The following is a 24,315-nucleotide window of genomic DNA, read 5'->3' on the forward strand; positions in this document are numbered from 1 at the left end:
AAGAGCAGTGCAACGCGGCTTTCGCTCACCGTTGCGAGGTCCCGTATAATACGTTTTCCTCATTCAGAGTCAAGCGTTTATTTTCGCTTTTCTCTGTCGGCGTTCATCGCTGAACCCCTTCTGCCCCGGCGGCTTGCTTGCCGTTGTTCCGTGTCAGTGGAGGCGCATTATAGGGAGTTCTCTGACGTTGACAACCCCTCTTTTAAAAAAAACTTTCAACCGTCTCTTTTTTGCTCAAAACCCTGCTAAAGCGCTAGTTTTTCGAGCGTTTCAAAGCCATAACGGCGTAAAACGGGTAAAAGTCGCTCAGTCTCAGGCGTCAGCGCCATACAATAGGCAATATTTGCATCAGTGGATTTGGCATCAGGCGCTTCATGTTCAAGCAGCCAGGCGGTACGCCGGGCAATTGCTGCAGCAGAGTCAACCAGACGAGTGCCTTCCGGCAATAACGCGAGCAGCTCTTCCTGCAATAGAGGAAAGTGCGTGCAACCCAGTACCACCGTATCCGGCGGTTCGGCCATAAGCAGCCACGGGCGCAGAATACGACGCAGCTCCTCCAGCGACACCGGCTTACCGTGCAGTTTCGCTTCAGCCATCTCCACCAGCTCAGCAGACCCGAGCATAGCGATCTGACATTCGTTAGCAAAACGTTCGATCAGCTCACGGGTATAAGGACGCTTTACCGTTGCGCGTGTGGCCAACAGGCCAACGATGCCATTTGCGGTCAGACGGGCAGCAGGCTTAATCGCTGGTACCACGCCAACAACCGGGAACGGGAATTTTTCGCGTAAGGCAGGAAGAGAAACGGTGCTTGCGGTATTACAGGCAATCACGGCCAGCGCTAAGGGGTAACACTGTTGTACGGCAGTGACGATTTCGACTACGCGCTCAACAATAAAGTCTTCGCTCTTTTCCCCATAAGGGAATGCCACGTTATCGAAAGCATAAATGTAATGGAGATCCGGCAGGAGATGCCGAATCTCATCATAGACCGAAAGCCCACCGACGCCGGAGTCAAACACCAGCACGGTGGGACGTGGATCAGAAGGTGTAGCTGCCAGACAAGGTGTATTCCCGTCCTGCAGTTTGGTAGCCATATACTGTCTCGTAATCTTTATCGAACAGGTTGGCTATTTTACCACGAACTGTCAGGTGTGAGGTGACAGGATATGAAACTGCGGCATCCCACAAACTTACCCCCCCCATTTTCACACGTTCAGTCGCATAGGTATCGCGATCGACTGCGACATCATAACGCGTCCCCAGATAACGGTAGGCGAGGTTCCAGTCGAGGTCCCATACCTGCCAGTCCAACTGATACTTAACCTGTTGCTTAGAGCGACGAGCCAGCACTTCATCGGTTTTGGCGTTACGTGGGTCAACATAATCATAAGAGATCTGATGGCTCAGCAGCCCGGTATCAAATTGCGCCGTCGCTTCAATCCCTTTGATTCTGGCTTCATTCACGTTATAGAAACGGAAGTTTGAGTCGTACCCAATCAGGTTATCGACATCATTGCGATAACCCGTCACGCGCCAGTTAACCGGCCCCGTCAATCCTTCAAACCCACCTTCCCACTGCTTGCTCTCTTCGGGTTTAAGATTTGGATTACCATAATCCTCACTGTGGATCTGGCTCATGGTTGGCGCTTTATAGGCCGTGCCATAAGAACCGATAACGCGATAGCCCTCGATGAATTCCCATGCAGCGCTGGTTTGCCAGGTGCTGTGGTTACCAAAGTTAGAGTTATCGTCGTTACGCGCAGCCGCTTCCAGCGTCACGCTATTAAACTGCTGCATCGCAGAAAGGAACACGCCAGTGTTACGCTGATCGTAGCCATTTTTCATGCTACCCGTTCCCGCTTCGGTTTTCTGCTTCTGCCAGTCCAGACCCACACCGACATTGCCGTGTCCGACGCTAAAGGTGTTTACCCACTGGGTGGTGTACTGCTTCACATCATCGGTTGTAGCAGAATCAGCATAACGGCCTTTTTTCGGATCATAGTTCTGATCTTTACTACGACCATAGCCCGCAACCAACTGTGACTGATAAATCCCCTGGTTGTAGCGCAACCCGGTATCCCAGTTCTGGCTGTAAAGCTGACGGGTATCTGGCGTGCCGGTCATGTTGTGGTTATGGTCATAGCTATCATAACCGTCATAAGCAGTGCGGTTATCATAGCCAAAGCCGCGGAAGAAGCCGCTCACGCTATCGGTGATCTGCTGTTCCACGGAACCGTACAGAGACTTACTCATAAAACCGTCGCGATCCGGCTGACGCGGCGCGTCCTGCGCATCAATATCAAAGCCACGGGTATAGGTATAGTTGCCAGCCAGGGTAATTTTGGTTTTATCAAATACCTGCTGGAATGAACCGTCGTACGCCTGGTAGCCCTTCGACCCCACGCCCGCAGAGATTTCACCGCCAGGCTTATCGCGCCCGGTAATAATGTTGATCACCCCGCCAATCGCATCGGAACCATACAGCGCCGAGCGTGGACCGCGAATGTACTCAATACGCTGGATAAGAGAGGTAGGGATTTGGCTGAGATCGGCAACGTTGCTGATCCCGGCGTTGTTCAGAGGAATGCCGTCAATCAGCACCAGCACGTGACGTGATTCCGTGCCGCGTATAAAAGTAGAAGCGTTTGCCCCCATGCCACCGCTTTGGGCGATATCCACCCCCGGCAAACGCTGCATGACTTCAACGACGCTCTTGGCCTGCCAGCGTTCGATATCTTCACGAGTCACCACAGACGTCGGTGCCAGAACGGTATTTGCCGGTTGCTCAAAACGGTTTGCTGTCACCACCAACGAGTCAGCGCTTTCCTGCGCCCAGCCCGAAAATGCCGTGACGGAAAGCGCCGTCATCAGCGATACTTTTTTAATCATTGTTAAAGCATCCACAATATAAGAAGGATGCCGCAGGCGTCATCTATAGCACGCGATGATGAAACCAAATGCGACGTGGTTCCGGCAGGTCTTCGGGCTTGGTGGCGTTTTACGGATGAAGACTTCCCGCTTTACAGCAGTGTCTACAACATTCATCCCGCCAGTCATTACCGCTGCGCGTCAGCTCCAGATTTACACTGGATTCCCTTTTCACTAAAAGAAGACCGGAAACAGAATGCTACAATTAGAAACGTATGGATGTCCAGACAGCTATGCATGATTAAATCTGGACATCCCCTGTACAGTGCTTACAATCCCCGCGAAATTGTCTACCACTCAGGATGCATCATGACCCCCGAACACCTCCCGACAGAACAGTACGACGCGCAGCTGGCAGAGAAAGTGGTCCGCCTGCAAAGTATGATGACGCCTTTCGCTGCGCCCGTTCCAGAGGTGTTTCGCTCACCGGTCAGCCACTACCGCATGCGCGCCGAGTTCCGCATCTGGCATGATGGCGATGACCTCTATCACATCATTTTCGACCAGCAGACAAAATCTCGTATCCGCGTGGATAGTTTTCCGGCGGCCAGCGAATTAATTAATCAATTGATGACGTTGATGATTGAAAGCGTTCGCGAGAACCCCGTTCTGCGCCACAAGCTTTTCCAGATTGATTACCTCACCACGCAAAGCAACCAGGCCATCGTCTCACTGCTGTATCACAAAGCGTTGAACGATGAATGGCGTCAGGAAGCCGAAACTCTGCGCGATGCGCTGCGTGCGAAGAACATCAATGTGCATCTGATTGGCCGCGCGACGAAAACCAAAATTATGCTCGATCAGGATTACGTTGACGAACGGCTGCCGGTGGCCGGGAAAGAGATGATCTATCGCCAGGTCGAAAACAGCTTCACTCAGCCAAATGCAGCGATGAACGTCCAGATGCTGGAGTGGGCACTGAACGCCACCGAAGGGGCAACGGGTGATTTGCTGGAGCTATACTGCGGTAACGGCAACTTTTCGCTGGCGCTGGCGCGTAATTTTGAACGCGTGCTGGCTACCGAGATCGCCAAACCGTCCGTTGCGGCGGCGCAATACAACATTGCGGCAAACCACATTGATAACGTACAGATCATTCGTATGGCGGCTGAAGAGTTTACTCAGGCAATGAATGGCGTGCGCGAATTCAACCGCTTGCAGGGAATCGATCTGAAGAGCTACCAGTGCGAGACGATTTTCGTCGATCCCCCGCGCAGCGGGCTGGACAGCGAAACCGAGAAAATGGTGCAGGCTTATCCGCGGATTTTGTACATTTCCTGCAACCCGGAAACCTTATGCAAGAATCTGGAAACATTAAGCCAGACGCACAAGGTTGAGCGGCTGGCGCTGTTCGATCAGTTCCCTTATACGCACCATATGGAGTGCGGCGTACTGCTGACGGCGAAATAATCAGCTTTTACAGGGCAGGTAAGCCTTGCGCTACCTGCCTGAAAGTGTCTGATAGCGCTTCGTTTATTCCGATATCTGGTGCTTACGGTGACGCATTTTAACGCCGATCCAGAATACCAGCGCCACAGAAAGTACAGCAGGCAGGAAGTTAGAGCCGATATCCGGATATTCCGCGCGCACTACGGTGCTATACAGCAGAACGCCCAGAACAAAGAACGCGGCAGCCAGGCCCGGTAATCCTACCGGCATGGTGCGATTCTGATAGCGCTGATGCAAACAGTAAACCGTCAGCACCACAGCGATGATCGGAAAAATCGAAAATGGCACGATGGAGCTAAACACGGCTGCGAACGTACCATTGATTGATAAGCCAGCGATCAATGCCAGCAACAACGTACCTTTATCCTGACCTGACTGTTTCATTTCTCACCCTTCGTCGATTTGATGCGCCAACTTTTCTTGTTCACGGCGATACCAATAATACGCCCCTTTGGAAATCATCCGCAGCTGCAGGACCAGTCGCTCTTCGAGTTGCTTGCGTTGTTCAACGCCAACATCCAGTGCTTCAGCGCCCGCACTGAAAACAATCGTCACCATCGCCTCGGCCTGCGCTTCCGTGAAGGCGCGTGGCATATGGTTTTCGATTTCAAGATAGTCGGCAAGTTCCGCGATAAAATGCTGAATTTCCCGCGCCACAGCGGCACGAAACGCGGCAGATGTTCCCGAGCGTTCACGCAGTAACAGGCGAAACGCGTTGGGATTGTTGCCGATAAATTCCATAAAGGTAGATACCGACGTGCGGATAACGCTGCCGCCTTTGGCAATACGCTGACGCGCCTGACGCATGAGCTGGCGCAGCATCAGGCCGCTCTCATCCACCATGGTCAGACCCAGTTCATCCACATCACGGAAATGACGATAGAAGGACGTTGGCGCAATCCCTGCTTCGCGTGCAACTTCGCGCAAGCTCAAACTGGCAAAACTCCGCTCTGCACTCAACTGACTGAATGCCGCTTCCACCAGCGAACGCCGGGTTTTCTCTTTTTGTTGTGCTCTTACGCCCATCACTTTAATCGAATCCTTCCAAAGGCCTGCTGGCACTATACCAGAGAATAAAATTAATCTGTTTACGCGGCTTTGTGAATGATTGTTTACGCGCGGTTTGTGCTCCACAGCTCGAAAAGAGCACAACGATAATTGGGTTATCCGACCAATGATGTTACTATTCTGTTGCTTTTATGTATAAGAACAGGTAAGCCTTGCCATGCCACACACCTACGATTACGACGCAATAGTTATTGGTTCCGGCCCCGGCGGCGAAGGCGCTGCGATGGGACTGGTGAAACAGGGAGCCAGAGTAGCGGTCATAGAGCGCTATCATAATGTTGGTGGCGGTTGCACCCACTGGGGCACCATCCCTTCAAAAGCCCTCCGCCACGCCGTTAGCCGCATTATCGAATTCAATCAAAACCCTCTTTACAGCGACCATTCCCGACTTCTTCGTTCTTCCTTTGCCGACATCCTTAACCACGCCGATAACGTGATTAACCAGCAAACGCGGATGCGCCAGGGATTCTACGAACGTAACCACTGCGAGATCTTGCAGGGGGATGCGCACTTTGTTGACGAGCACACGCTGGCGCTGAAGTGCCATGACGGTTCCGTTGAGACGATTACCGCCGAGAAATTTGTTATCGCCTGCGGCTCTCGCCCGTACCATCCTACGGACGTTGATTTCTCGCACCCGCGCGTTTATGACAGCGACTCCATTCTGAGCCTGCATCATGAGCCGCGACACGTACTGATCTACGGCGCAGGGGTGATTGGCTGCGAATATGCGTCGATCTTCCGCGGAATGGACGTGAAAGTGGACCTGATTAACACCCGCGACCGTCTGCTGGCGTTTCTCGATCAGGAGATGTCCGACTCCCTCTCCTACCACTTCTGGAACAGCGGCGTGGTTATTCGCCACAACGAAGAGTACGAGAAAATCGAAGGTTGCGATGACGGTGTGATCATGCACCTGAAGTCCGGCAAAAAGCTCAAAGCCGACTGCCTGCTGTATGCCAATGGCCGTACCGGCAACACCGATTCACTGGCGCTGGAAAACATCGGCCTCGAAACCGACAGCCGTGGTCAGCTGAAGGTCAACAGCATGTACCAGACTGCCTTACCGCATATCTACGCGGTGGGTGATGTGATTGGCTATCCGAGCCTGGCTTCCGCCGCTTACGATCAGGGTCGCATCGCTGCACAGGCGCTGGTCAAAGGCGAAGCGACAGCGCATCTGATCGAAGATATCCCGACCGGTATTTACACCATTCCGGAGATCAGCTCGGTGGGTAAAACCGAACAGCAGCTGACGTCAATGAAAGTGCCTTACGAGGTAGGTCGTGCGCAGTTTAAACATCTGGCGCGGGCGCAAATCGTGGGAATGAGCGTGGGCACGCTGAAGATTTTGTTCCATCGCGAGACGAAAGAGATCCTGGGGATTCACTGCTTTGGTGAACGCGCCGCGGAAATCATTCATATCGGGCAGGCGATCATGGAGCAAAAAGGTGGCGGTAACACGATCGAGTACTTCGTTAACACCACCTTTAACTACCCGACAATGGCAGAAGCCTATCGGGTAGCGGCGCTAAATGGCTTAAACCGCCTGTTTTAACGCACTGTCAAAATGGCCATCCATCGAACTGCGGATGGCCTCTGCCAGCTGCTCATAGCGGCTGCGCAGCGGTGATCCCGGACGATAAACCAGGCCAATGGTACGGCGCGGCTCCGGTTTAATGCACGGCAGATAAACCACACCGTCACGCTTACGCTCGCGCGGCACGGCCAGGGCTGGCAGCAAAGTAATTCCGCTGCCCGCCGCCACCATATTGCGCAGCGTTTCCAGGCTGGTTGCACGGAAATGCGTATCTTCATCCGCACCCGCCTCAAAACAGAAGCCCATCGCCTGATCGCGCAGACAGTGGCCGTCTTCCAGCATCAGCAGCTTTTCACCCGCCAGATCGGACATCGGCACGCGATCGCGGTTCGCCCACGGGTGATCTTCATAGATCGCCAGCATCATCGGCTCATCGAACAGCGGCACTTCGATAAAGGCTTCACTCTCTTTGACCAGCGCCAGAATCGCGCAATCCAGTTTGCCGCTATCAAGCTGAGCCAACAGCTGATGGGTCTGCGCTTCATGCAGATACATTTCAAGCTTCGGGAACGTCTGATGCAGCATCGGAATAATTTGCGGTAACAGATACGGGCCAACGGTGGGGATCAGGCCAATATGCAGCGGGCCAGACATGGCTTCCCCCTGCTGGCTTGCCATTTCCTTCAGCACTTTGACCTCACGCAACACAGTGCGCGCTTGATCCACCAGCAGCAAACCGGCCTGGGTGAACAGCACTTTACGACTGGTACGTTCCAGCAGCATCACGCCCAGCTCATCTTCCAGCTTGCGGATCTGACCGCTCAGGGTCGGCTGGCTGACGTGGCAGGAATCTGCCGCGCGGCGAAAATGACGATGCTCAGCTAACGCTACCAGGTATTCAAGATCACGAATATTCATTATTCATCCTCCGTCGCCACGATAGTTCATGGCGATAGATAGCATAGCAACGAACGATTATCCCTATCAAGCATTCTGTTGAATAATACACCACATAGACGGGGCGGGACCTGTTTGACCCTTGAAGTCTCCGCCGCGTCATACGAGTTTCTCTCAAACTCGAACAACTAAAGCCAACGTGAACTTTTGCGGACTCCGTGTCCGCTTTTTTTTGCGTAAAAACGCCCAAGGCAAAAGCAAAACGGCCACACCAGTGACCGTTTTTAGTATTTTCTCCCTCTCCCCGTGGGAGAGGGCCGGGGTGAGGGCATCAGCCCGCACGCCACTAAATCAACCGATCTTTCGCATCGGAAATCGCCTGCGCCACCTGCTTCGGCGACACGCCGCCTTTCGCAGCACGCTTATCCAGACACGATTGCAGCGCCAGGATCGGATAGACATCATCGCCAATCACCGCACTGAATTTTTGCAAATCAGCCAGCGTAAGGTCTTCCAGCGGCTTGCCCTGACGAATCGCCTCAACCACCGCTTCGCCCACAATATGGTGCGCCTCACGGAACGGTACACCTTTTGCGACCAGGTAATCCGCCAGTTCAGTGGAGTTCGCATAACCCTGCTGCGCCGCTTCCTGGCAACGCGGACGTTTCACCTGAATACCGTCCAAAACTAACGCTCCCATGTGCAGACAATCCAGCCAGGTGTCGAGCGCGTCGAACAACCCTTCTTTATCTTCCTGCATATCTTTGTTGTAAGCCAACGGCAGGCCTTTCAGGGTCATCATCATGCCGGTAAGCGCACCCTGAACGCGACCACACTTGCCGCGAATCAGCTCCAGAGCATCCGGGTTTTTCTTCTGCGGCATCAGCGATGATCCGGACGTCACACGGTCAGACAGCTCAACAAATCCGGCTTCGCCAGAGTTGAAGAAAATCAGGTCTTCGGCAAAGCGCGACAGATGCACCATGCCAATGGAAGCGTTTGAAAGCAGTTCAAGAACATGGTCACGATCCGAGACGCTGTCCAGGCTGTTGCGGGTTGCGCTGGCAAATCCCAGCCAGCCGGCCAGCTGTTCACGATCGATTTCGTAGGCCGTTCCGGCCAGCGCACCGCTGCCCAGCGGGCTAACGTCCAGACGCTTCAGCGTATCCTGTAAACGACTTTCATCACGGGCCAGCATCTCAACATAGGCCAGACACCAGTGTGCAAACGTCACCGGCTGCGCACGTTGCAGGTGGGTATAACCCGGCATGACCGCATCCTGATTGCTGTGTGCAGTTTCGACCAGCGCGCTTTGTAACTGGCGATTCGCCGACAACAGCTCGCCAACGGTATCTTTGCACCACAGCTTCAGGTCAGTCGCGACCTGATCGTTACGGCTACGCCCGGTGTGCAGCTTTTTACCCAACTGGCCGACTTTGTCGATAAGCTTGCCTTCCACCCAGCTGTGAATGTCTTCAGCATCGCTTTCGAGGATTTGCTGCGGGTTCACGCGAACCTCTTCCAGCAGATTGTTCAGCGCCTCTTCCAGCTGCAGCTGCTCATCCGCGCTCAGCACACCTACCGTGACCAGCGCTTTGGACCAGGCCACAGAGCCGACGATATCCTGTTCGGCCAGGCGGTAGTCGAAGCGCAAAGAGTCGTTGAACTGTTTGAACCGCTGATCCGCTGCCTGTGTAAAACGCCCACCCCAAAGTGCCATAACATGCTTCCTTAAATTCGTTTAATGATGCCCCTCAGAGAAGGGGAAAAAACTTATGCCAGAATACGGGTGCCAATCGGCGTACCGTTAAACAGCGCCGGGAGTTGCTCCGCATGACGCCATGAGGCGATATCGACCGGGCGACCCAGCGTGCGGGCGGCATCCAGTGCGGCATTCACCTTCACAATCATGCCATCAGTAATAATGCCCTGATCGATCAACTGCTCGGCTTTCGCCGCCGTCATCTCAGCGATGCGCTGGCCTTTACCGTCCAGAATGCCACTCACGTCAGAGAGCAGAATCAGATCAGCGCCCAGCGTTGCCGCCAGGGCCGTCGCCGCCTGATCCGCATTGACGTTCATCAGTTGCCCTTCGTCGGTCACACCGATAGAGCTGACAACAGGTAAGAACCCGCCTTCCAGCAACATGTTAATCAGCGCAGGTGACCCCGGCTTCGCCAGCCCAACGTGACCGAGCTCTTCGTCGAGTTGCGTAACCTTAACGCTGTCGCCATCGCCCAGGTAAAGCCCCACTGACGCGATACCTTGTTTCTTCGCCCACGCCAGCAGCGTTTTATTGGCGGTTCCCGCCAGCGCGCCGGTAATGATGTCGATCTGATCGGCAGGGGTCACGCGCAGGCCGTTTTTCTTTTTCACCGGCAGGTTAAGCCCTTTCATCAGCTCATCCACCACGCAGCCGCCGCCATGAACAATCACCAGCGGGCGCTGATGTGATTCGCGATAGTTAACCAGCGCGGTAAACAGGCGTTCCAGCGCTTCTTCGCTGTCCAGCAGGACACCACCGAGTTTGATAATTAATGGGTTCATCATCACACCTTAAATAAGAGACTGGGTTTCAGCGAAGCCAAAACGAATATTTGCACACTGCATGGCCTGTGCGGCAGCGCCTTTAAGTAAGTTATCTTCTGCGGCAACCACGATCAGGTGTTCACCCTGAACGGCAAAGCCAATATCGCAGAACGGCAGACCAACCACGTTTTTCAGCGCCGGAACACCTTTGTCATACAGACGCACCAGCGGCTTGTCGGCATATGCCTCATTAAAGACCGCTGCCACCTGTTCTTTCGTCACGCCCGGTTTCAGACGGCAGGTGATGGTTTCGAGGATCCCGCGCGGGAAGTTGCCCAGATGCGGGGTGAAAATCACCTCCGCGCCCAGATGGGTGGTGATTTCTGGGTGATGACGGTGGTTGAACACGCCATACGGTTGCAGGCTCACTTCACAGAAGCTGTTCGACATCGCGGCCTTACGCCCGGCACCGCTTACGCCACTGGTCGCATTGATCACCGGCCACTGATTGAGATCCAGCAGGCTCGCGTCGATCAACGGTTTCAGCGAAAGCTGTGCCGCCGTTGGATAACATCCTGGAACGGCAATCAAATTGGCTTCTTTCAGCTTATCCGCGCTCCACTCCGCCAGACCATAAACCGCTTTTTTAAGCAGATCCGGATGCTGGTGAGTAAAGCCATAATATTTTTCGTAGAACGCACTATCGTTAACCCGGAACGCGCCAGAGAGATCAAACACCACGCAGCCGGCAGCCAGAAACTGCGGCGCCAGGTCGTGGCTGACTTCGTGAGCGGTGGCGAGAAACACCACATCCACGCCATCGCTAAACTCGCTGATGTCGGACATCGGCTGCAACGGCAGGTCGACGATCCCCTTAAGTTGCGGATGCAAATCGGAAATTAACTTTCCCGCATCATTGCTTTGCGCTGACACGGTCAAAGCGGTTATGGTCATATGAGGATGGCGATTCACGTAGCTCACTAGCTCTGCGCCCGCATAACCGCTAGCGCCCACAATCAGCGTATTCAACATCGGGTTCCTTTACGATCAACGTTAGTGTATTTTTATTCACATTTAGTGCATGAATATTGATACTATCACGACCTAAGGTATGTCAACAATGAAAATGAATTTACCACCCTTTATCGAGATCTACCGCGCTCTGATTGCCACGCCGTCCATCAGCGCGACCGAAGAAGCGCTCGACCAGAGCAATGAGTCTTTAATCAATTTACTGGCTGGCTGGTTTAGCGAACTCGGGTTTAAGGTGGAAGTTCAACCCGTACCAGGAACCCGCCACAAATTTAACCTGCTGGCCAGTACCGGACAGGGTGCAGGCGGCCTGCTGCTGGCTGGACATACCGATACCGTGCCTTTCGATGATGGACGCTGGACGCGCGATCCGTTCACCCTGACTGAACACGACAACAAGCTTTACGGTCTGGGCACGGCAGACATGAAAGGGTTTTTCGCGTTCATTCTCGATGCGCTGCGTGACGTCGATGTCACAAAGCTGAAAAAGCCACTCTATATTCTGGCGACCGCCGACGAAGAAACCAGTATGGCAGGTGCGCGCTATTTTGCTGAAAACACCGAACTGCGTCCCGATTGTGCGATTATCGGCGAACCGACTTCGCTCCAGCCGGTCCGGGCACATAAAGGCCACATCTCTACCGCCGTGCGCGTCCTGGGGCAGTCTGGCCACTCCAGCGATCCGGCACGCGGCGTCAACGCTATCGAACTAATGCACGATGCCATTGGTCGCATCATGCAGCTGCGCGACTCCCTCAAAGAGCGCTATCACCACGATGCATTCACCGTGCCGTATCCCACGCTCAACCTTGGCAGTTTGCACGGCGGCGACGCGTCTAACCGCATCTGCGCCTGTTGCGAATTACATATGGACATCCGTCCGCTACCCGGCATGACCCTGAGCGATCTGGATGGATTACTCACAGAAGCGCTGGCCCCGGTGAGCGAGCGCTGGCCTGGCCGTTTGACCGTCACGGAACTGCATCCGCCGATCCCGGGCTATGAGTGTCCGCCAAATCATCAGTTGGTGGAGGTGGTTGAAAAACTGCTCGGTGCGCAAACCGAGGTCGTTAACTACTGCACCGAAGCGCCGTTTATCCAGACGCTGTGCCCGACGCTGGTATTGGGTCCAGGCTCTATCAACCAGGCCCACCAGCCGGATGAATATCTGGAAACCCGTTTTATTAAGCCGACCCGCGAATTAATTACCCAGGTTGTGCATCACTTCTGCTGGCACTAACGTTCCCGCTTTGGTTCCCTCTCCGTGTGGGAGAGGGCACTAAAACGCATGATCGCCATCACATTCTCATAAGCATCTCTTATCTGACGCGAAGCGAATTAAATTTCGTAAATTGCCCACATTTATTCGTTTGCTGAACCGTTTTCGCAGCAATTGACGACAGGGGTTTTACGTGGCTTTATAAAGGGAGATGACAAAATAATGTCCAAAAGAGTTCTGAATGGGCATAAACAAAAATGATGGGGTGTCTGGGTTTTATGAACGAACAATATTCCGCGTTGCGTAGTAATGTCAGTATGCTCGGCAAAGTGCTGGGAGATACCATCAAGGATGCGTTGGGGGAGAACATTCTCGACCGCGTTGAAACAATCCGTAAGCTGTCCAAATCCTCCCGTGCTGGAAATGAAGCGAACCGTCAGGAGTTGCTCACCACCTTGCAGAACCTGTCTAACGATGAGCTTCTGCCCGTTGCGCGCGCGTTTAGCCAGTTTCTGAACCTGGCCAACACAGCCGAGCAATACCACAGCATCTCGCCAAACGGCGAAGCTGCCAGCAACCCGGAAGTCATTGCCCGTACGCTCAGAAAACTCAAAGAGCAACCCGACCTTAACGAAGCGACGATTAAAAAAGCGGTCGAATCGCTGTCACTTGAGCTGGTGCTCACCGCACACCCCACCGAGATCACCCGTCGTACGCTGATCCACAAAATGGTGGAAGTGAACAACTGCCTGAAGCAGTTAGATAACAAAGACATCGTTGATTACGAACGTAACCAGCTGATGCGTCGTCTGCGCCAGCTGATTGCGCAATCCTGGCACACCGATGAAATCCGTAAATATCGCCCAAGCCCGGTCGACGAAGCCAAATGGGGCTTTGCGGTCGTCGAAAACAGTCTTTGGGAAGGCGTGCCGAATTATCTGCGCGAGCTTAACGAGCAGCTCGAAGAGAATCTGGGTTATCGCCTGCCGGTGGATTTTGTGCCGGTACGCTTCACCTCATGGATGGGTGGCGACCGCGACGGCAACCCGAACGTCACCGCTGAAATCACCCGTCACGTCCTGCTGCTCAGCCGCTGGAAAGCGACCGACCTGTTCCTGAAAGATATTCAGATCCTGATTTCCGAGCTGTCGATGGTAGAAGCCACGCCAGAGCTGCTGGAACTGGTGGGCGAAGCGGGGGCCAGCGAGCCGTACCGCTATCTGATGAAAAACCTGCGCAGCCAGCTGCTGGCAACCCAGGCATGGCTGGAAGCGCGTCTGAAAGGCCAGCGTCTGCCAAAACCTGCAGGTTTGTTGAGCCAGAACGAACAGCTGTGGGACCCGCTCTACGCGTGTTACAAATCCCTGCAGGCATGCGGCATGGGCATCATCGCCAACGGCGAACTGCTCGATACCCTGCGCCGCGTGAAGTGTTTCGGCGTGCCGCTGGTGCGTATCGACGTGCGTCAGGAAAGTACCCGCCACACCGAAGCGCTGGGCGAACTGACTCGCTATCTCGGTATCGGCGATTACGAAAGCTGGTCAGAAGCCGATAAACAGGCGTTCCTGATCCGCGAACTGAATTCAAAACGCCCACTCCTGCCACGTAGCTGGGAACCGAGCGAAGAAACCAGCGAAGTGCTCAACACCTGTAAAGCGATCGTTGATGCGCCAAAAGGATCTGTCGCCGCCTATGTGATCTCCATGGCGAAGACCCCTTCCGACGTGCTGGCCGTTCACCTGTTGCTGAAAGAAGCCGGGATCACTTTTGCGCTGCCCGTAGCGCCGCTGTTTGAAACCCTCGACGACCTGAACAACGCCAACGATGTCATGACCCAGTTGCTGAATATCGACTGGTATCGCGGCTTTATTCAGGGCAAACAGATGGTGATGATTGGCTATTCCGACTCGGCAAAAGATGCGGGCGTAATGGCGGCATCCTGGGCGCAGTACCAGGCACAAGACGCGCTGATCAAGACCTGCGAAAAAGCGGGTATCGAACTGACGCTGTTCCACGGACGCGGCGGCTCCATTGGCCGCGGCGGCGCGCCGGCTCACGCGGCACTGCTTTCGCAACCGCCGGGCAGCCTGAAAGGCGGCCTGCGCGTCACCGAGCAAGGCGAGATGATCCGCTTTAAATACGGTCTGCCGGAAGTGACCATCAGCAGCCTGTCGCTCTACACCAGCGCGATTCTGGAAGCGAACCTGCTGCCACCTCCGGAGCCGAAAGACGCATGGCGTCACATCATGGACGAGCTGTCGGACATCTCCTGCGACCTGTACCGCGGCTACGTGCGTGAAAACAAAGATTTCGTTCCTTACTTCCGCTCTGCCACGCCTGAACAAGAGCTGGGCAAACTGCCACTCGGCTCTCGCCCTGCGAAACGTCGCCCGACAGGCGGTGTGGAATCCCTGCGCGCCATTCCGTGGATTTTCGCCTGGACGCAAAACCGTCTGATGCTGCCCGCCTGGCTCGGTGCCGGTGCGGCGCTGCAAAAAGTGGTCGAAGATGGCAAACAGCATGAGCTGGAAACAATGTGTCGCGACTGGCCATTCTTCTCCACCCGTCTGGGCATGCTTGAGATGGTGTTCTCCAAAGCCGACCTGTGGCTGGCAGAATACTACGATCAGCGGCTGGTAAAACCCGAGCTGTGGGGCCTGGGTAAAGAGCTGCGCGAGCTGCTGGAAGGCGATATCAAAGTGGTACTGGATATCGCCAACGACTCACATCTGATGGAAGATCTTCCGTGGATTGCTGAGTCTATCCAGTTGCGTAATGTCTACACCGACCCACTGAACGTACTGCAGGCAGAGCTATTGCATCGCTCTCGTCAAGCGGAAGAAGAAGGCAAAGAGCCGGATCCGCGCGTTGAGCAAGCGCTAATGGTCACCATCGCGGGCGTCGCCGCAGGCATGCGTAACACGGGCTAACCTCTTGTTTTACGCTTATCAGGCCACACTATGTGTGGCCTTTTTTTATGCCTGCAGGTAAGGTTTTCTCTTTGGTCAACGTGAAAGGAAACACCATGCAGCAAGATATCAGCCTGATCCTGGCCGGATTGATTAATGGCCCGACATCACTGCGGCAGGTGCATTTCGCTAACCCCACCTCTCTCGCACCCGAGCTGGCACTGCAGGTCGATTTTCCGCGTCTGGAGATCGTGCTGGAAGGCTCAGTGCAGAATGCATCAACGGGGGTTTTGCACCCGAATGATGTTCTGTACGTCCCGGCGGGTGGCTGGAACTTTCCACAATGGCAGCAGCCTGCAACCGCCCTGAGCATTCTGTTTGGCAAGCAGCAGCTTGGATTTAGCCTGGTGCAATGGGACGGCGTCGTCCTTCGCAATCTGGCCAAGCAGCACGTTGCACGCCGTGGCCCGCGCATTGGCTCTTTCCTGTTACAAACGCTGCATGAAATGCAGATGCAACCGCAGGAACAACACACCGCGCGCCTGATAACGTTAAGCCTGCTCAGCCATTGTACCGACCTGCTAGGCAGCCAGATTCAGACCGCATCACGCAGCGAAGCCTTATTCGGCGCCGTTCGCGACTATATTGATGAGCACTACGCCTCACCGCTCACCCGCGAATCCGTCGCTAAAGCGTTCTACATCTCACCCAACTATCTGTCGCATCTTTTCCAGAAGACCGGTGCGGTAGGGTTTAACGAATATCTGACACATACCCGGCTGGAGCACGCGCGCCAGTTACTGAAAGGGTATGATCTGAAGGTCAAAGAGATCGCGCACAGCTGCGGGTTTGTAGACAGTAACTATTTTTGCCGACTGTTTCGCAAGAATACAGAGCGTTCGCCGTCGGAGTATCGCCGCCAGTATCACAGCCAGCTCACCGGCAAAACAGTTAATCCAGAATAAGATGGGTATGCTGTGGAGCAGAAAGCATCTTACGCGCTGCACTCATCACCTTTTGCGGCTCACGTAAGAAGGCATTGATACCGCACTTCACATAGCGACACTGTTCGAAGCGTTCCATTCCAGACAGCTCTATATCGGTAATCAGCAGAACGACCTCCGCTTGACGAATGTCTTCGTCAGTCAGTTCGCACTCAATGCCCAGAGCGCCCTGAGTTTCAATCCGAACGCTCCATTTTTCCTGTGAACAGAGCTTTTCCAGCCGTTCGGCAGCCATGTAGGTATGAGCGACACCGCTGACACAGGCGGTGACGGCGGCGATACGGTGCCCTGCGTTCGCTGTCATGTTAACCTCCAAGGGTAACCAAAAATCCTGCCCGTTCGGCCATTTGTTGCATTGTGGCGATCTCCTCTTCCGTGGGTACAGCCACCTGACTCATCGTCCATTCGTGTCCGAGCAGCCGGTATTTCGGTTCCCCGTACTGATGAAAGGGCAGCAAATGCAACTGCCGTATTCCTGAGGGTATCAGAAATGCCAGCACGCGATTCATATTCGCTTCGCTCAGCGTAAAACCGGGGATGAGCGGCACGCGTGGGATCACGCTGATACCCTCTTCCGCCAGACGCAGCAGGTTATCCAGCACCCGTGGTAAATTCATCTTCACCACCGTTTTCGCCTGGTCTGCATCCATGATTTTTAGATCGAACAGCACTTCATCGCACTGCTTTGCGAGGGGTAACAGGCGGGAAATCGGCGCATCGCCTGCAGTTTCAATGGCGGTGTGAATCCCCCATCGACGCAGTCGCTGCAAAAGCGCAGTGGCAAACGGGGCCTGCATCAGGACTTCACCACCGGAGAGCGTCACACCCCCGCCGGATGAGCGAAAGAAGACCTCGTCTTTCATCACCTCGCGTTCGAGTTCATCCAACGTCACATCACGCCCAATGTGCTCAAACGCACCGGAAGGACACTCCTCGACATCCCGCAGACAGGGCGCACAGTGCAGACATTTACTCTCTCTGCGCACGGTTTCAATCTTTGGCGAGATGGATTCCGGGTTCGCACACCACGGGCAGGAGTGGGGGCAGCCTTTGAAAAACACGACAGTACGTATGCCCCGCCCATCGTTCAGGGAGTAACGCTGGATGTTGAAAATCCGCGCCACATCGGCGCGGGTTTCGATCACTTCACAGCTGGTGCGCGGTGCGGCGGATAATGTCATCTTGAATCTCCTTCGACAGCTCGACAAAGAAGGCGCTGTACCCGGCGACGCGGACCACCAGCCCGGCGAAATCTTGCGGGCGCTGCTGCGCTTCGCGAAGCGTATCCGCATTCACCACGTTGAACTGCACATGCTGGAGCTTGAGGTGAGTAAAAGCGCGCAGGAAATCGGCCAGTTTTTGTAAACCTGCATCCCCTTCTAGGGTCGCCGGTGTGAATTTCACATTCAGTAAGGTGCCATTCGAGAGCAGATAGTTATCCAGCTTACTCACAGATTTCAGCACTGCCGTCGGGCCCTGCATGTCCTGACCGAGCATCGGCGATAGCCCACCGTCGGCCAGCTGTTCACCGGCAAAGCGTCCATCTGGCGTGGCTCCAACGACAGCGCCAAGCGGCACGTGCGCTGAGACGGTGTACGACCCCGGCGTGAATTGCCCCCCGCGCGGGTTTCGATATTTCTCGACCTCTTTGCAGTAATGACGCAGGAGTTCAGCGCTGATATTGTCGACTTCATCGATATCATTGCCATACTTTTCAAAGCGATTGATCAGCCTTGCACGAATCTTTTCGCCCTCCGGCGTAGCGAAGTTTGCCTTTAGTACCGCCAGCAGTTCATCAAAACTTAAGCGCTGCTGTTCAAACACCAACCCTTTCAGCGCATGAAGTGAGTCACTCAGATTGGCGATACCAATGCCCTGAACGCCGGAGAAGTTATACCGCGCTCCGCCCTCCGTGATGTCTTTGCCATTAACGAGACAATCGCTGATAAACGAAGAGAGCAGCGGAACCGGCGCCCAGTCGCGATGGCCGATGTCGCAGATATTGCTGCCCTCCACCATCAACGCAATGTAGTGGTTAATTTTATGGCGGATATGTTCGAGCAGCCCGTCATAACTGAGATCAGCATTGCCTTCGTTCTCCTGCATCGCGATTTCCATCACTTTCAGCAGGTTAAACATGGCGATATCGTGCAGTCCGTAGGTTTTGCCCGGAATGGAGAGTTCCACGCAGCCGACAACCGCATAATCGCGCGCGTCTTCCAGCGACACGCCGCGGTTCAGGAACGCAGGCACCACCACTTCGTCATTGAAAATCTGCGGAATACCGGTGCCCAGACGGATGGTTTCTGCCGTCTTGAGCAGGAAGGGTCTGTCGATAAACTCATTCACCCGCACGCCGAGGTTCGGCTGGGGAAGCTGGATGCTCTGATACGCATCGAGACACAGGAATGAGAGCACGTTAACCGCGCTGCGACCATTCTCCGTCAGGCCACCTAACAGCGCGGTGTAACCGGTCGGGAAACCAGCAAAATAGCGGGCGCTGCTGGTCGAGCGCAGCAGCACGATATCGTTGCATTTTACCCACAGGGATTCTAATAGTTCTTTGAGGAACGCAGGGTCTTCGCCCTGAGTCAGAGAGGCCTGATAAAACGGCAGCATATACTGGTCGAAGCGCCCGATAGAGAGCGAGCTGGCGTTGGATTCATACTGCAAAATGACGTTCATGTACCAGAACAGCTGACAGGCCTGCCAGAAAGTTTGCGGCTTATACCGCGCGTTATGGCGCGAATTTGCGGCGATGGTCAGCAATTCCTGGCGACGCGGTTCGTCACTGCGTTCCGCTATCGCCTCCGCCAGCGCTGCGTAGCGCAGAATATGGCGCTGAGAGGCCTCAAGCAGGAGCAGCGCGGCCTGATAGAAATGATTCTGCGGCTCGCGCTGACAGTGTTCGTCCATTTCTGCCACCAGCGCCCCCAGCCCGTTATTGAGCAGGCGCGGGTAATCAATGATGATGTGTCCCTGGCCTTTGTCCGTCTGGTTAACGCTGAAAATCTGCGTGCTCACCGCCGCTTTCACTTCATCCGTCATCTGGCTGTTGATGAAATCCTTCATCGACCGTTTTTCCCAGTACGGATAAAGCACATCGCGATAGAGGCGTTTATCCTCTTCGCAGATAGAAAAACGATCCTGCGGTCGGGTGGCGAATTGCTCCAGCTCTTTCAGTAGCCAGTATGGGTCCATTTCGGGCGACATAATCCCGGCGCGCGGTTTGACCGTGCGATTACCGGCAATCAGTTCGTCATCACGAATCGCTATCTCGACGTGGTCAAGAATATACGCCGTCGCTTTCGCCCGGCGCAAAATGACCGGTTCGCCTTCCGTCTGCTGATGGCATTCGGTATAGAGCAGCGCACGTTCAAGGGATATTTCACGTGGGCTGGCGAACAAGGCGTCTTTCAGGCGCTGAATACGATTCGTCATGAGGGAACTCCTGTAGCTGAAAACAAGCCCGCCCCAAAGGGCGGGAGGACGTCAGGCGGTTTGCGCCAGGTGGGCATCAATTTTGTTCATGATGGCGTCTGCGCGTTTCACCGCATCGCTGATGTTAACGCGCACAATGGTTTTCCCGGCGAAACGCTCTTCAAACTTAATGCCGATATCTTTGGTCAGGATGACCATATCCGCCGCCGCAACGTCTTCAGCGGTCAGTTCGTTTTCCAGGCCGATAGAGCCCTGAGTTTCGACTTTGACTTCCCAGCCTTTGGCTTTGGCGGCACTTTCCAGCGCTTCAGCGGCCATATAGGTGTGGGCAACGCCAGACGGACAGGCAGTGACTGCAATAATTCGGACCATGTTCTCTTCCTCACTCAGTTAATTTCAAAATCCAGATCCAGGTCGTCTTCTTTTTCCTCAACCTGTTTCGTGTTCTTTCGCGCAATATTTTTGAGCACGTTGACGCTGACCGCAGTGACTACCGCACCCACGGCGACGGCGGCGATATACCCGAGTTTGCCTTCCACTACCGGCAAAACAATCAGGCCGCCCCATCCGGCATAGCACTGCGCGCCAAATACGGCGGCGGTGACTGCGCCACAGGCAGAGCCAAGCATGATGGAGGGGATCACGCGCAGCGGATCGGCGGCGGCAAAGGGAATCGCCCCTTCCGTCACGCCAACGCAGCCCATAACCAGCGCCGCTTTACCCGCTTCACGCTCTTCTGCATTGAAATTCTTGCGGTTAATTAGCGTCGCCAGCCCGAGACCTAACGGTGGAACACAGATTCCGACCGCCGCGATGGCGACCACCGTATAAACCCCCTGCGCCACGCAAATCAGCATGAAGGCGTAGGCCACTTTGTTGATAGGGCCACCCATGTCGAAGGCCAGCATCAGCCCCATGATGACGGCGAGTACCACGATGCTTCCCTGCTGCATGCCCTGCAGCCAGTGTGTTAAACCGCTGGTGAGCGCGCCGACCGGTTCGCCGAGTCCCCACATCATGATGCCTGCGGTGATGAAGGTGCCGATGATAGGAATAATGAAAATTGGCATCACCGAGCGCAGCACTTTCGGCACCGGCAGTTTTTTCAGATAGAAGACAACAATACCGCCGAGTATCCCGGCGATGATCGCGCCGAAGAACCCTGCGCCGAAGCTGTTACCAACCCATGCCGCGATAGCGCAGGGCGCAAGCGCCGCACGTTCAGCAATGGAGTAACCGATATAGGCCGCCAGAAAAGGCACCATCAGCGTTAAGCCTGCCACGCCGAGATCGAACAATTTTTTCAGATTAGGATCGGTGGCAGCGTCCGGGACAGCCCCTTTGCCGTAGAGCATGACCGAAATAGCCAGCAAAATACCGCCTGCGACGACAAAGGGGATCATGTGCGACACCCCCGTCATCAGATGCTGCCGCGTGTTCTTGAGAATATGCACCAACTCTTTCATGTGTCGCTCCTGAGCTTATGCCCGCCCTTATCCATAGAGATGTTGTGGCAAACAATAGGCAATCGGGAAGCGGCCTGACAGTGGACAAAAAGGCCATTTGCTGGATTTTTGTAATGTAGAAAGAAAAATGCGATCCGCCTCGAAATTTACGCCCCGCTTAGCAATGAGCAAAAACAGCCAACCTGTGAGTTAAATCTCACTTTTCACCAGACATTACATTTGTCCAGCTTTTGGCAGTTTTGTCACATGGCGCGCTTCACCGTCACGCTCGTATGCTTTCCACTAATGATGGTTTTGGATTTCAGGAGTGAGCGTATGTCTCTGGTAGTGGAATTTATCTGTGAGTTACCTAATGGCGTACATGCCCGCCCGGCAAGTTGCGTTGAAACGCTGTGCAATACATTTTCATCGAAAATTGAGTGGCATAACCTGCGCACTGACCGCACAGGTGATGCTAAAAGTGCGCTGGCGCTGATTGGTACCGATACGCTAACAGGTGACTCCTGCCGGTTGATTATCACGGGCGAAGATGAGCAAAGCGCCTTTGAACGTCTGGCACAGTGGCTAAAAGAGGAGTTCCCCCACTGTGATGCGCCGCTGGCCGCCGCCATCAGCACCGATCTCGACCCACTGCCGGAATCCCTGACTCGCCTGAATCCAACGCTGTTTCGCGCCCTGCCCGTGTGCAGCGGGAGCGAGCACGGCGTGCTGACGTTACTTACTTCACTCGATCTCAACGCACTCACCTCTCTTCCTGATGCCCGGGGCACAGAAGAGGAACAGTCTGCGCTGGATCAGGGCCTGACGCTGCTGGTAAAAAACATTGGGCTGCGCGCGCTGGATAGCGACAGCACCGCGAGTGCGATTCTGGAAGCCCACCGCTCGCTGGCGACAGACACCTCTCTGCGCCAGCATCTGCTGACGGGCGTCAACCAGGGACTGAGCTGTGCGCAAGCGGTCATCGCCACGGCAAATCATTTCTGCGCCGAGTTTTCGCGCTCCAGCAGCAGCTATTTACAGGAGCGTGTGCTCGACGTGCGCGATGTCTGCTATCAGCTGTTACAGCAAATCTACAGCGAGGAGCGCTTTCCGGCTCCGGGCCAACTCACGCAGCCGTCCGTTTGTCTTGCCGACGACCTCACGCCAGGCCAGTTCCTCGAACTGGATAAAACGCTGTTGAAAGGTCTGCTGCTGAAAAGTGGCGGGACCACTTCACACACTGTGATTCTGGCGCGTTCCTTTAACATCCCAACGCTGGTCGGCGTCGACAGCGACAGCCTGCTTTCGTGGCGCGACCAGCCGGTATTTATAGACGGGAACGCCGGTGTGGTGGTGGTGAATGCCAGCATCGCCGTTGAGCGTTATTACCAGCAGGAACGCGACGTACAGCAGATGCTGCGCGAGCAGCAGAGCGTCTGGCTCAATCGCGAAGCGAGAACCGCAGACGGTCTACGCATTGAAATTGCAGCCAACATTGCCCATTCAGCTGAAGCGCAGGCCGCATTTGGTAACGGGGCCGAGGGCGTTGGCCTGTTCCGCACCGAAATGCTGTACATGGACCGCGCCAGCGCCCCCTGTGAAAACGAACTGTACAACATTTTTTGTCAGGCCCTGGAGAGTGCGAACGGGCGCAGCATCATCGTGCGCACTATGGATATTGGTGGTGACAAACCTGTTGAATACCTCAACATTCCGGCAGAGAACAACCCGTTCCTCGGCTATCGCGCGGTACGTATTTACGAAGAGTACGCCGCGCTGTTCACCACTCAGCTCAGGGCGATCCTCCGCGCCTCTGCCCACGGCAGTCTCAAGATAATGATCCCGATGATCTCCTCGATGGAAGAGATCCTATGGGTGAAAGAAAAACTCGCCGAAGCCAAACAACAACTGCGCGCCGAGCATATTCCGTTCGAAGAGAAGATCCCGCTCGGCATCATGCTCGAAGTGCCGTCGGTGATGTTCATCATCGACCAGTGTTGTGAAGAGATTGATTTCTTTAGCATCGGCAGTAATGACCTGACGCAATATCTGCTGGCGGTCGACCGGGATAACGCCAAAGTGACGCGTCATTACAACAGCCTGAATCCGGCGTTCCTGCGGGCGCTCGATTTCGCCGTGCAGGCCGTGCATCGCCAGGGAAAATGGATTGGTCTTTGCGGTGAGCTGGGGGCAAAAGGGTCGGTGCTGCCGCTGCTGGTCGGGCTGGGGCTGGATGAGCTCAGCATGGGATCACCGTCGATTCCCGCGACCAAAGCGCGCCTGGCACAGCTGGACAGCCGCGCGTGCCGCCAGTTGCTCAATCAGGCAATGGCGTGTCGCACCTCGCTGGAAGTGGAGCATCTGCTCGCCCAGTTCCGCATGAATCATCAGGATACGCCGCTGGTGACGCCGTACTGCATTTCGCTGGATAACGACTGGGCCAGCAAGGAAGAGGTCATGAAAGGCATGACCGATAAGCTGCTGCTCGCCGGACGCTGCCGTTATCCGCGCAAACTGGAAGCCGATTTGTGGGCGCGTGAAGCCGTGTTCTCGACCGGTCTGGGTTTCAGTTTTGCCATTCCACACAGCAAATCCGAGCATATTGAACAATCCACCATCAGCGTCGCGCGCCTTAAAGCCCCCGTGCAGTGGGGCGATGAAGAGGCACAATTCATCATCATGCTGACCCTCAATAAACACGCGGCGGGCGATCAGCACATGCGTATTTTCTCGCGTCTGGCGCGGCGCATCATGCACGCAGATTTCCGCAACGCGCTGGTGAACGCCAGCTCCGAAGAGGCCATCGCGGCCCTGCTGCAACGTGAATTAGAACTGTAAACAGAGGAAGAGT

At 54.9% G+C, this 24,315-nt stretch carries 19 protein-coding genes and 1 riboswitch; of the genes, 6 read left to right on the top strand and 13 right to left on the bottom strand.

Annotated elements, in window-relative coordinates; all coding sequences use genetic code 11:
• Positions 1–245: 245 nt before the first annotated feature.
• Complete coding sequence (gene murI, locus SOM82_RS20255) at positions 246–1,097, bottom strand: glutamate racemase (RefSeq protein WP_320461731.1); 852 nt, start codon at positions 1,095–1,097, stop codon at positions 246–248.
• Positions 1,042–2,892 (bottom strand): TonB-dependent vitamin B12 receptor BtuB, encoded by a 1,851-nt coding sequence (btuB, locus tag SOM82_RS20260; RefSeq protein WP_320461730.1) that lies wholly within the window; start codon positions 2,890–2,892, stop codon positions 1,042–1,044. The genes murI and btuB overlap by 56 nt, the downstream gene beginning before the upstream one ends.
• Before the next feature lie 66 nt (positions 2,893–2,958).
• Positions 2,959–3,136, bottom strand: a riboswitch (cobalamin riboswitch).
• A 104-nt stretch (positions 3,137–3,240) separates the two neighbouring features.
• On the opposite strand from btuB, the gene trmA reads away from it, so the two are divergent.
• Entirely contained in the window at positions 3,241–4,341 is a 1,101-nt protein-coding gene (trmA, locus tag SOM82_RS20265; protein WP_320461729.1) for a tRNA (uridine(54)-C5)-methyltransferase TrmA, read from the top strand.
• A gap of 63 nt (positions 4,342–4,404) precedes the next feature.
• On the opposite strand, the gene SOM82_RS20270 is transcribed toward trmA, so the two are convergent.
• On the bottom strand, positions 4,405–4,764 hold the full coding sequence (locus SOM82_RS20270; protein ID WP_154128726.1) for a YijD family membrane protein: 360 nt from the start codon (positions 4,762–4,764) through the stop codon (positions 4,405–4,407).
• 3 nt (positions 4,765–4,767) lie between these two features.
• Complete coding sequence (fabR, locus tag SOM82_RS20275; RefSeq protein WP_320461728.1) at positions 4,768–5,409, bottom strand: HTH-type transcriptional repressor FabR; 642 nt, start codon at positions 5,407–5,409, stop codon at positions 4,768–4,770.
• 196 nt (positions 5,410–5,605) lie between these two features.
• Here fabR and sthA point away from each other — a divergent pair, with 196 nt between their 5' ends.
• Positions 5,606–7,006: a Si-specific NAD(P)(+) transhydrogenase gene (gene sthA, locus SOM82_RS20280; RefSeq protein WP_100778401.1), complete on the top strand. Its 1,401-nt coding sequence runs from the start codon at positions 5,606–5,608 to the stop codon at positions 7,004–7,006.
• Here the strand turns inward: sthA and oxyR are convergent.
• The 4 genes from oxyR to argC form a co-directional block, all read right to left on the bottom strand.
• Positions 6,989–7,906 carry a DNA-binding transcriptional regulator OxyR gene (gene oxyR / locus SOM82_RS20285; RefSeq protein ID WP_154128724.1) on the bottom strand — a complete coding sequence of 306 codons (918 nt, stop codon included), beginning with the start codon at positions 7,904–7,906 and terminating at the stop codon, positions 6,989–6,991. The genes sthA and oxyR overlap by 18 nt on opposite strands.
• Before the next feature lie 325 nt (positions 7,907–8,231).
• The gene (gene argH, locus SOM82_RS20290; RefSeq protein ID WP_154128723.1) at positions 8,232–9,605 is read right to left on the bottom strand and encodes an argininosuccinate lyase; all 1,374 of its coding nucleotides are present in this window, start codon (positions 9,603–9,605) and stop codon (positions 8,232–8,234) included.
• Between the two features lie 53 nt (positions 9,606–9,658).
• On the bottom strand, positions 9,659–10,435 hold the full coding sequence (argB, locus tag SOM82_RS20295; protein WP_154128722.1) for an acetylglutamate kinase: 777 nt from the start codon (positions 10,433–10,435) through the stop codon (positions 9,659–9,661).
• A gap of 6 nt (positions 10,436–10,441) precedes the next feature.
• Positions 10,442–11,446: an N-acetyl-gamma-glutamyl-phosphate reductase gene (gene argC, locus SOM82_RS20300; RefSeq protein ID WP_320461727.1), complete on the bottom strand. Its 1,005-nt coding sequence runs from the start codon at positions 11,444–11,446 to the stop codon at positions 10,442–10,444.
• 88 nt (positions 11,447–11,534) lie between these two features.
• On the opposite strand from argC, the gene argE reads away from it, so the two are divergent.
• The 3 genes from argE to SOM82_RS20315 all read left to right on the top strand — a co-directional run bounded on the left by argE (position 11,535) and on the right by SOM82_RS20315 (position 16,539).
• Positions 11,535–12,686 carry an acetylornithine deacetylase gene (gene argE, locus SOM82_RS20305; protein ID WP_154128720.1) on the top strand — a complete coding sequence of 384 codons (1,152 nt, stop codon included), beginning with the start codon at positions 11,535–11,537 and terminating at the stop codon, positions 12,684–12,686.
• A 257-nt stretch (positions 12,687–12,943) separates the two neighbouring features.
• On the top strand, positions 12,944–15,595 hold the full coding sequence (ppc, locus tag SOM82_RS20310; protein WP_320461726.1) for a phosphoenolpyruvate carboxylase: 2,652 nt from the start codon (positions 12,944–12,946) through the stop codon (positions 15,593–15,595).
• A 95-nt stretch (positions 15,596–15,690) separates the two neighbouring features.
• On the top strand, positions 15,691–16,539 hold the full coding sequence (locus tag SOM82_RS20315) for a helix-turn-helix transcriptional regulator (RefSeq protein WP_320461725.1): 849 nt from the start codon (positions 15,691–15,693) through the stop codon (positions 16,537–16,539).
• Here the strand turns inward: SOM82_RS20315 and SOM82_RS20320 are convergent.
• Genes SOM82_RS20320 through SOM82_RS20340 form a run of 5 tightly spaced genes read right to left on the bottom strand, consistent with a single transcriptional unit; the run spans position 16,526 to position 21,485 of the window.
• Complete coding sequence (locus SOM82_RS20320; RefSeq protein WP_320461724.1) at positions 16,526–16,882, bottom strand: PTS fructose-like transporter subunit IIB; 357 nt, start codon at positions 16,880–16,882, stop codon at positions 16,526–16,528. The two genes, SOM82_RS20315 and SOM82_RS20320, sit on opposite strands and share 14 nt — an antisense overlap.
• A 1-nt stretch (position 16,883) precedes the next feature.
• Positions 16,884–17,759: a [formate-C-acetyltransferase]-activating enzyme gene (locus tag SOM82_RS20325; RefSeq protein ID WP_320461723.1), complete on the bottom strand. Its 876-nt coding sequence runs from the start codon at positions 17,757–17,759 to the stop codon at positions 16,884–16,886.
• Positions 17,725–20,019, bottom strand: a complete 2,295-nt coding sequence (locus SOM82_RS20330) for a formate C-acetyltransferase (protein WP_320461722.1) — start codon at positions 20,017–20,019, stop codon at positions 17,725–17,727. Before SOM82_RS20330 ends, SOM82_RS20325 begins: the two co-directional genes overlap by 35 nt.
• A 51-nt stretch (positions 20,020–20,070) precedes the next feature.
• On the bottom strand, positions 20,071–20,391 hold the full coding sequence (locus SOM82_RS20335) for a PTS fructose-like transporter subunit IIB (RefSeq protein ID WP_320461721.1): 321 nt from the start codon (positions 20,389–20,391) through the stop codon (positions 20,071–20,073).
• A 14-nt stretch (positions 20,392–20,405) separates the two neighbouring features.
• Positions 20,406–21,485: a PTS fructose transporter subunit EIIC gene (locus SOM82_RS20340; RefSeq protein ID WP_320461720.1), complete on the bottom strand. Its 1,080-nt coding sequence runs from the start codon at positions 21,483–21,485 to the stop codon at positions 20,406–20,408.
• A 315-nt stretch (positions 21,486–21,800) separates the two neighbouring features.
• Between SOM82_RS20340 and ptsP the strand changes: the two genes are divergently transcribed.
• Positions 21,801–24,302 (top strand): phosphoenolpyruvate--protein phosphotransferase, encoded by a 2,502-nt coding sequence (gene ptsP, locus SOM82_RS20345; RefSeq protein WP_320461719.1) that lies wholly within the window; start codon positions 21,801–21,803, stop codon positions 24,300–24,302.
• The last annotated feature ends 13 nt before the right edge of the window (positions 24,303–24,315 follow it).

Source organism: Lelliottia sp. CFBP8978 (assembly GCF_034046055.2).
In the GTDB taxonomy this organism is placed as follows: Bacteria; Pseudomonadota; Gammaproteobacteria; order Enterobacterales; family Enterobacteriaceae; genus Enterobacter.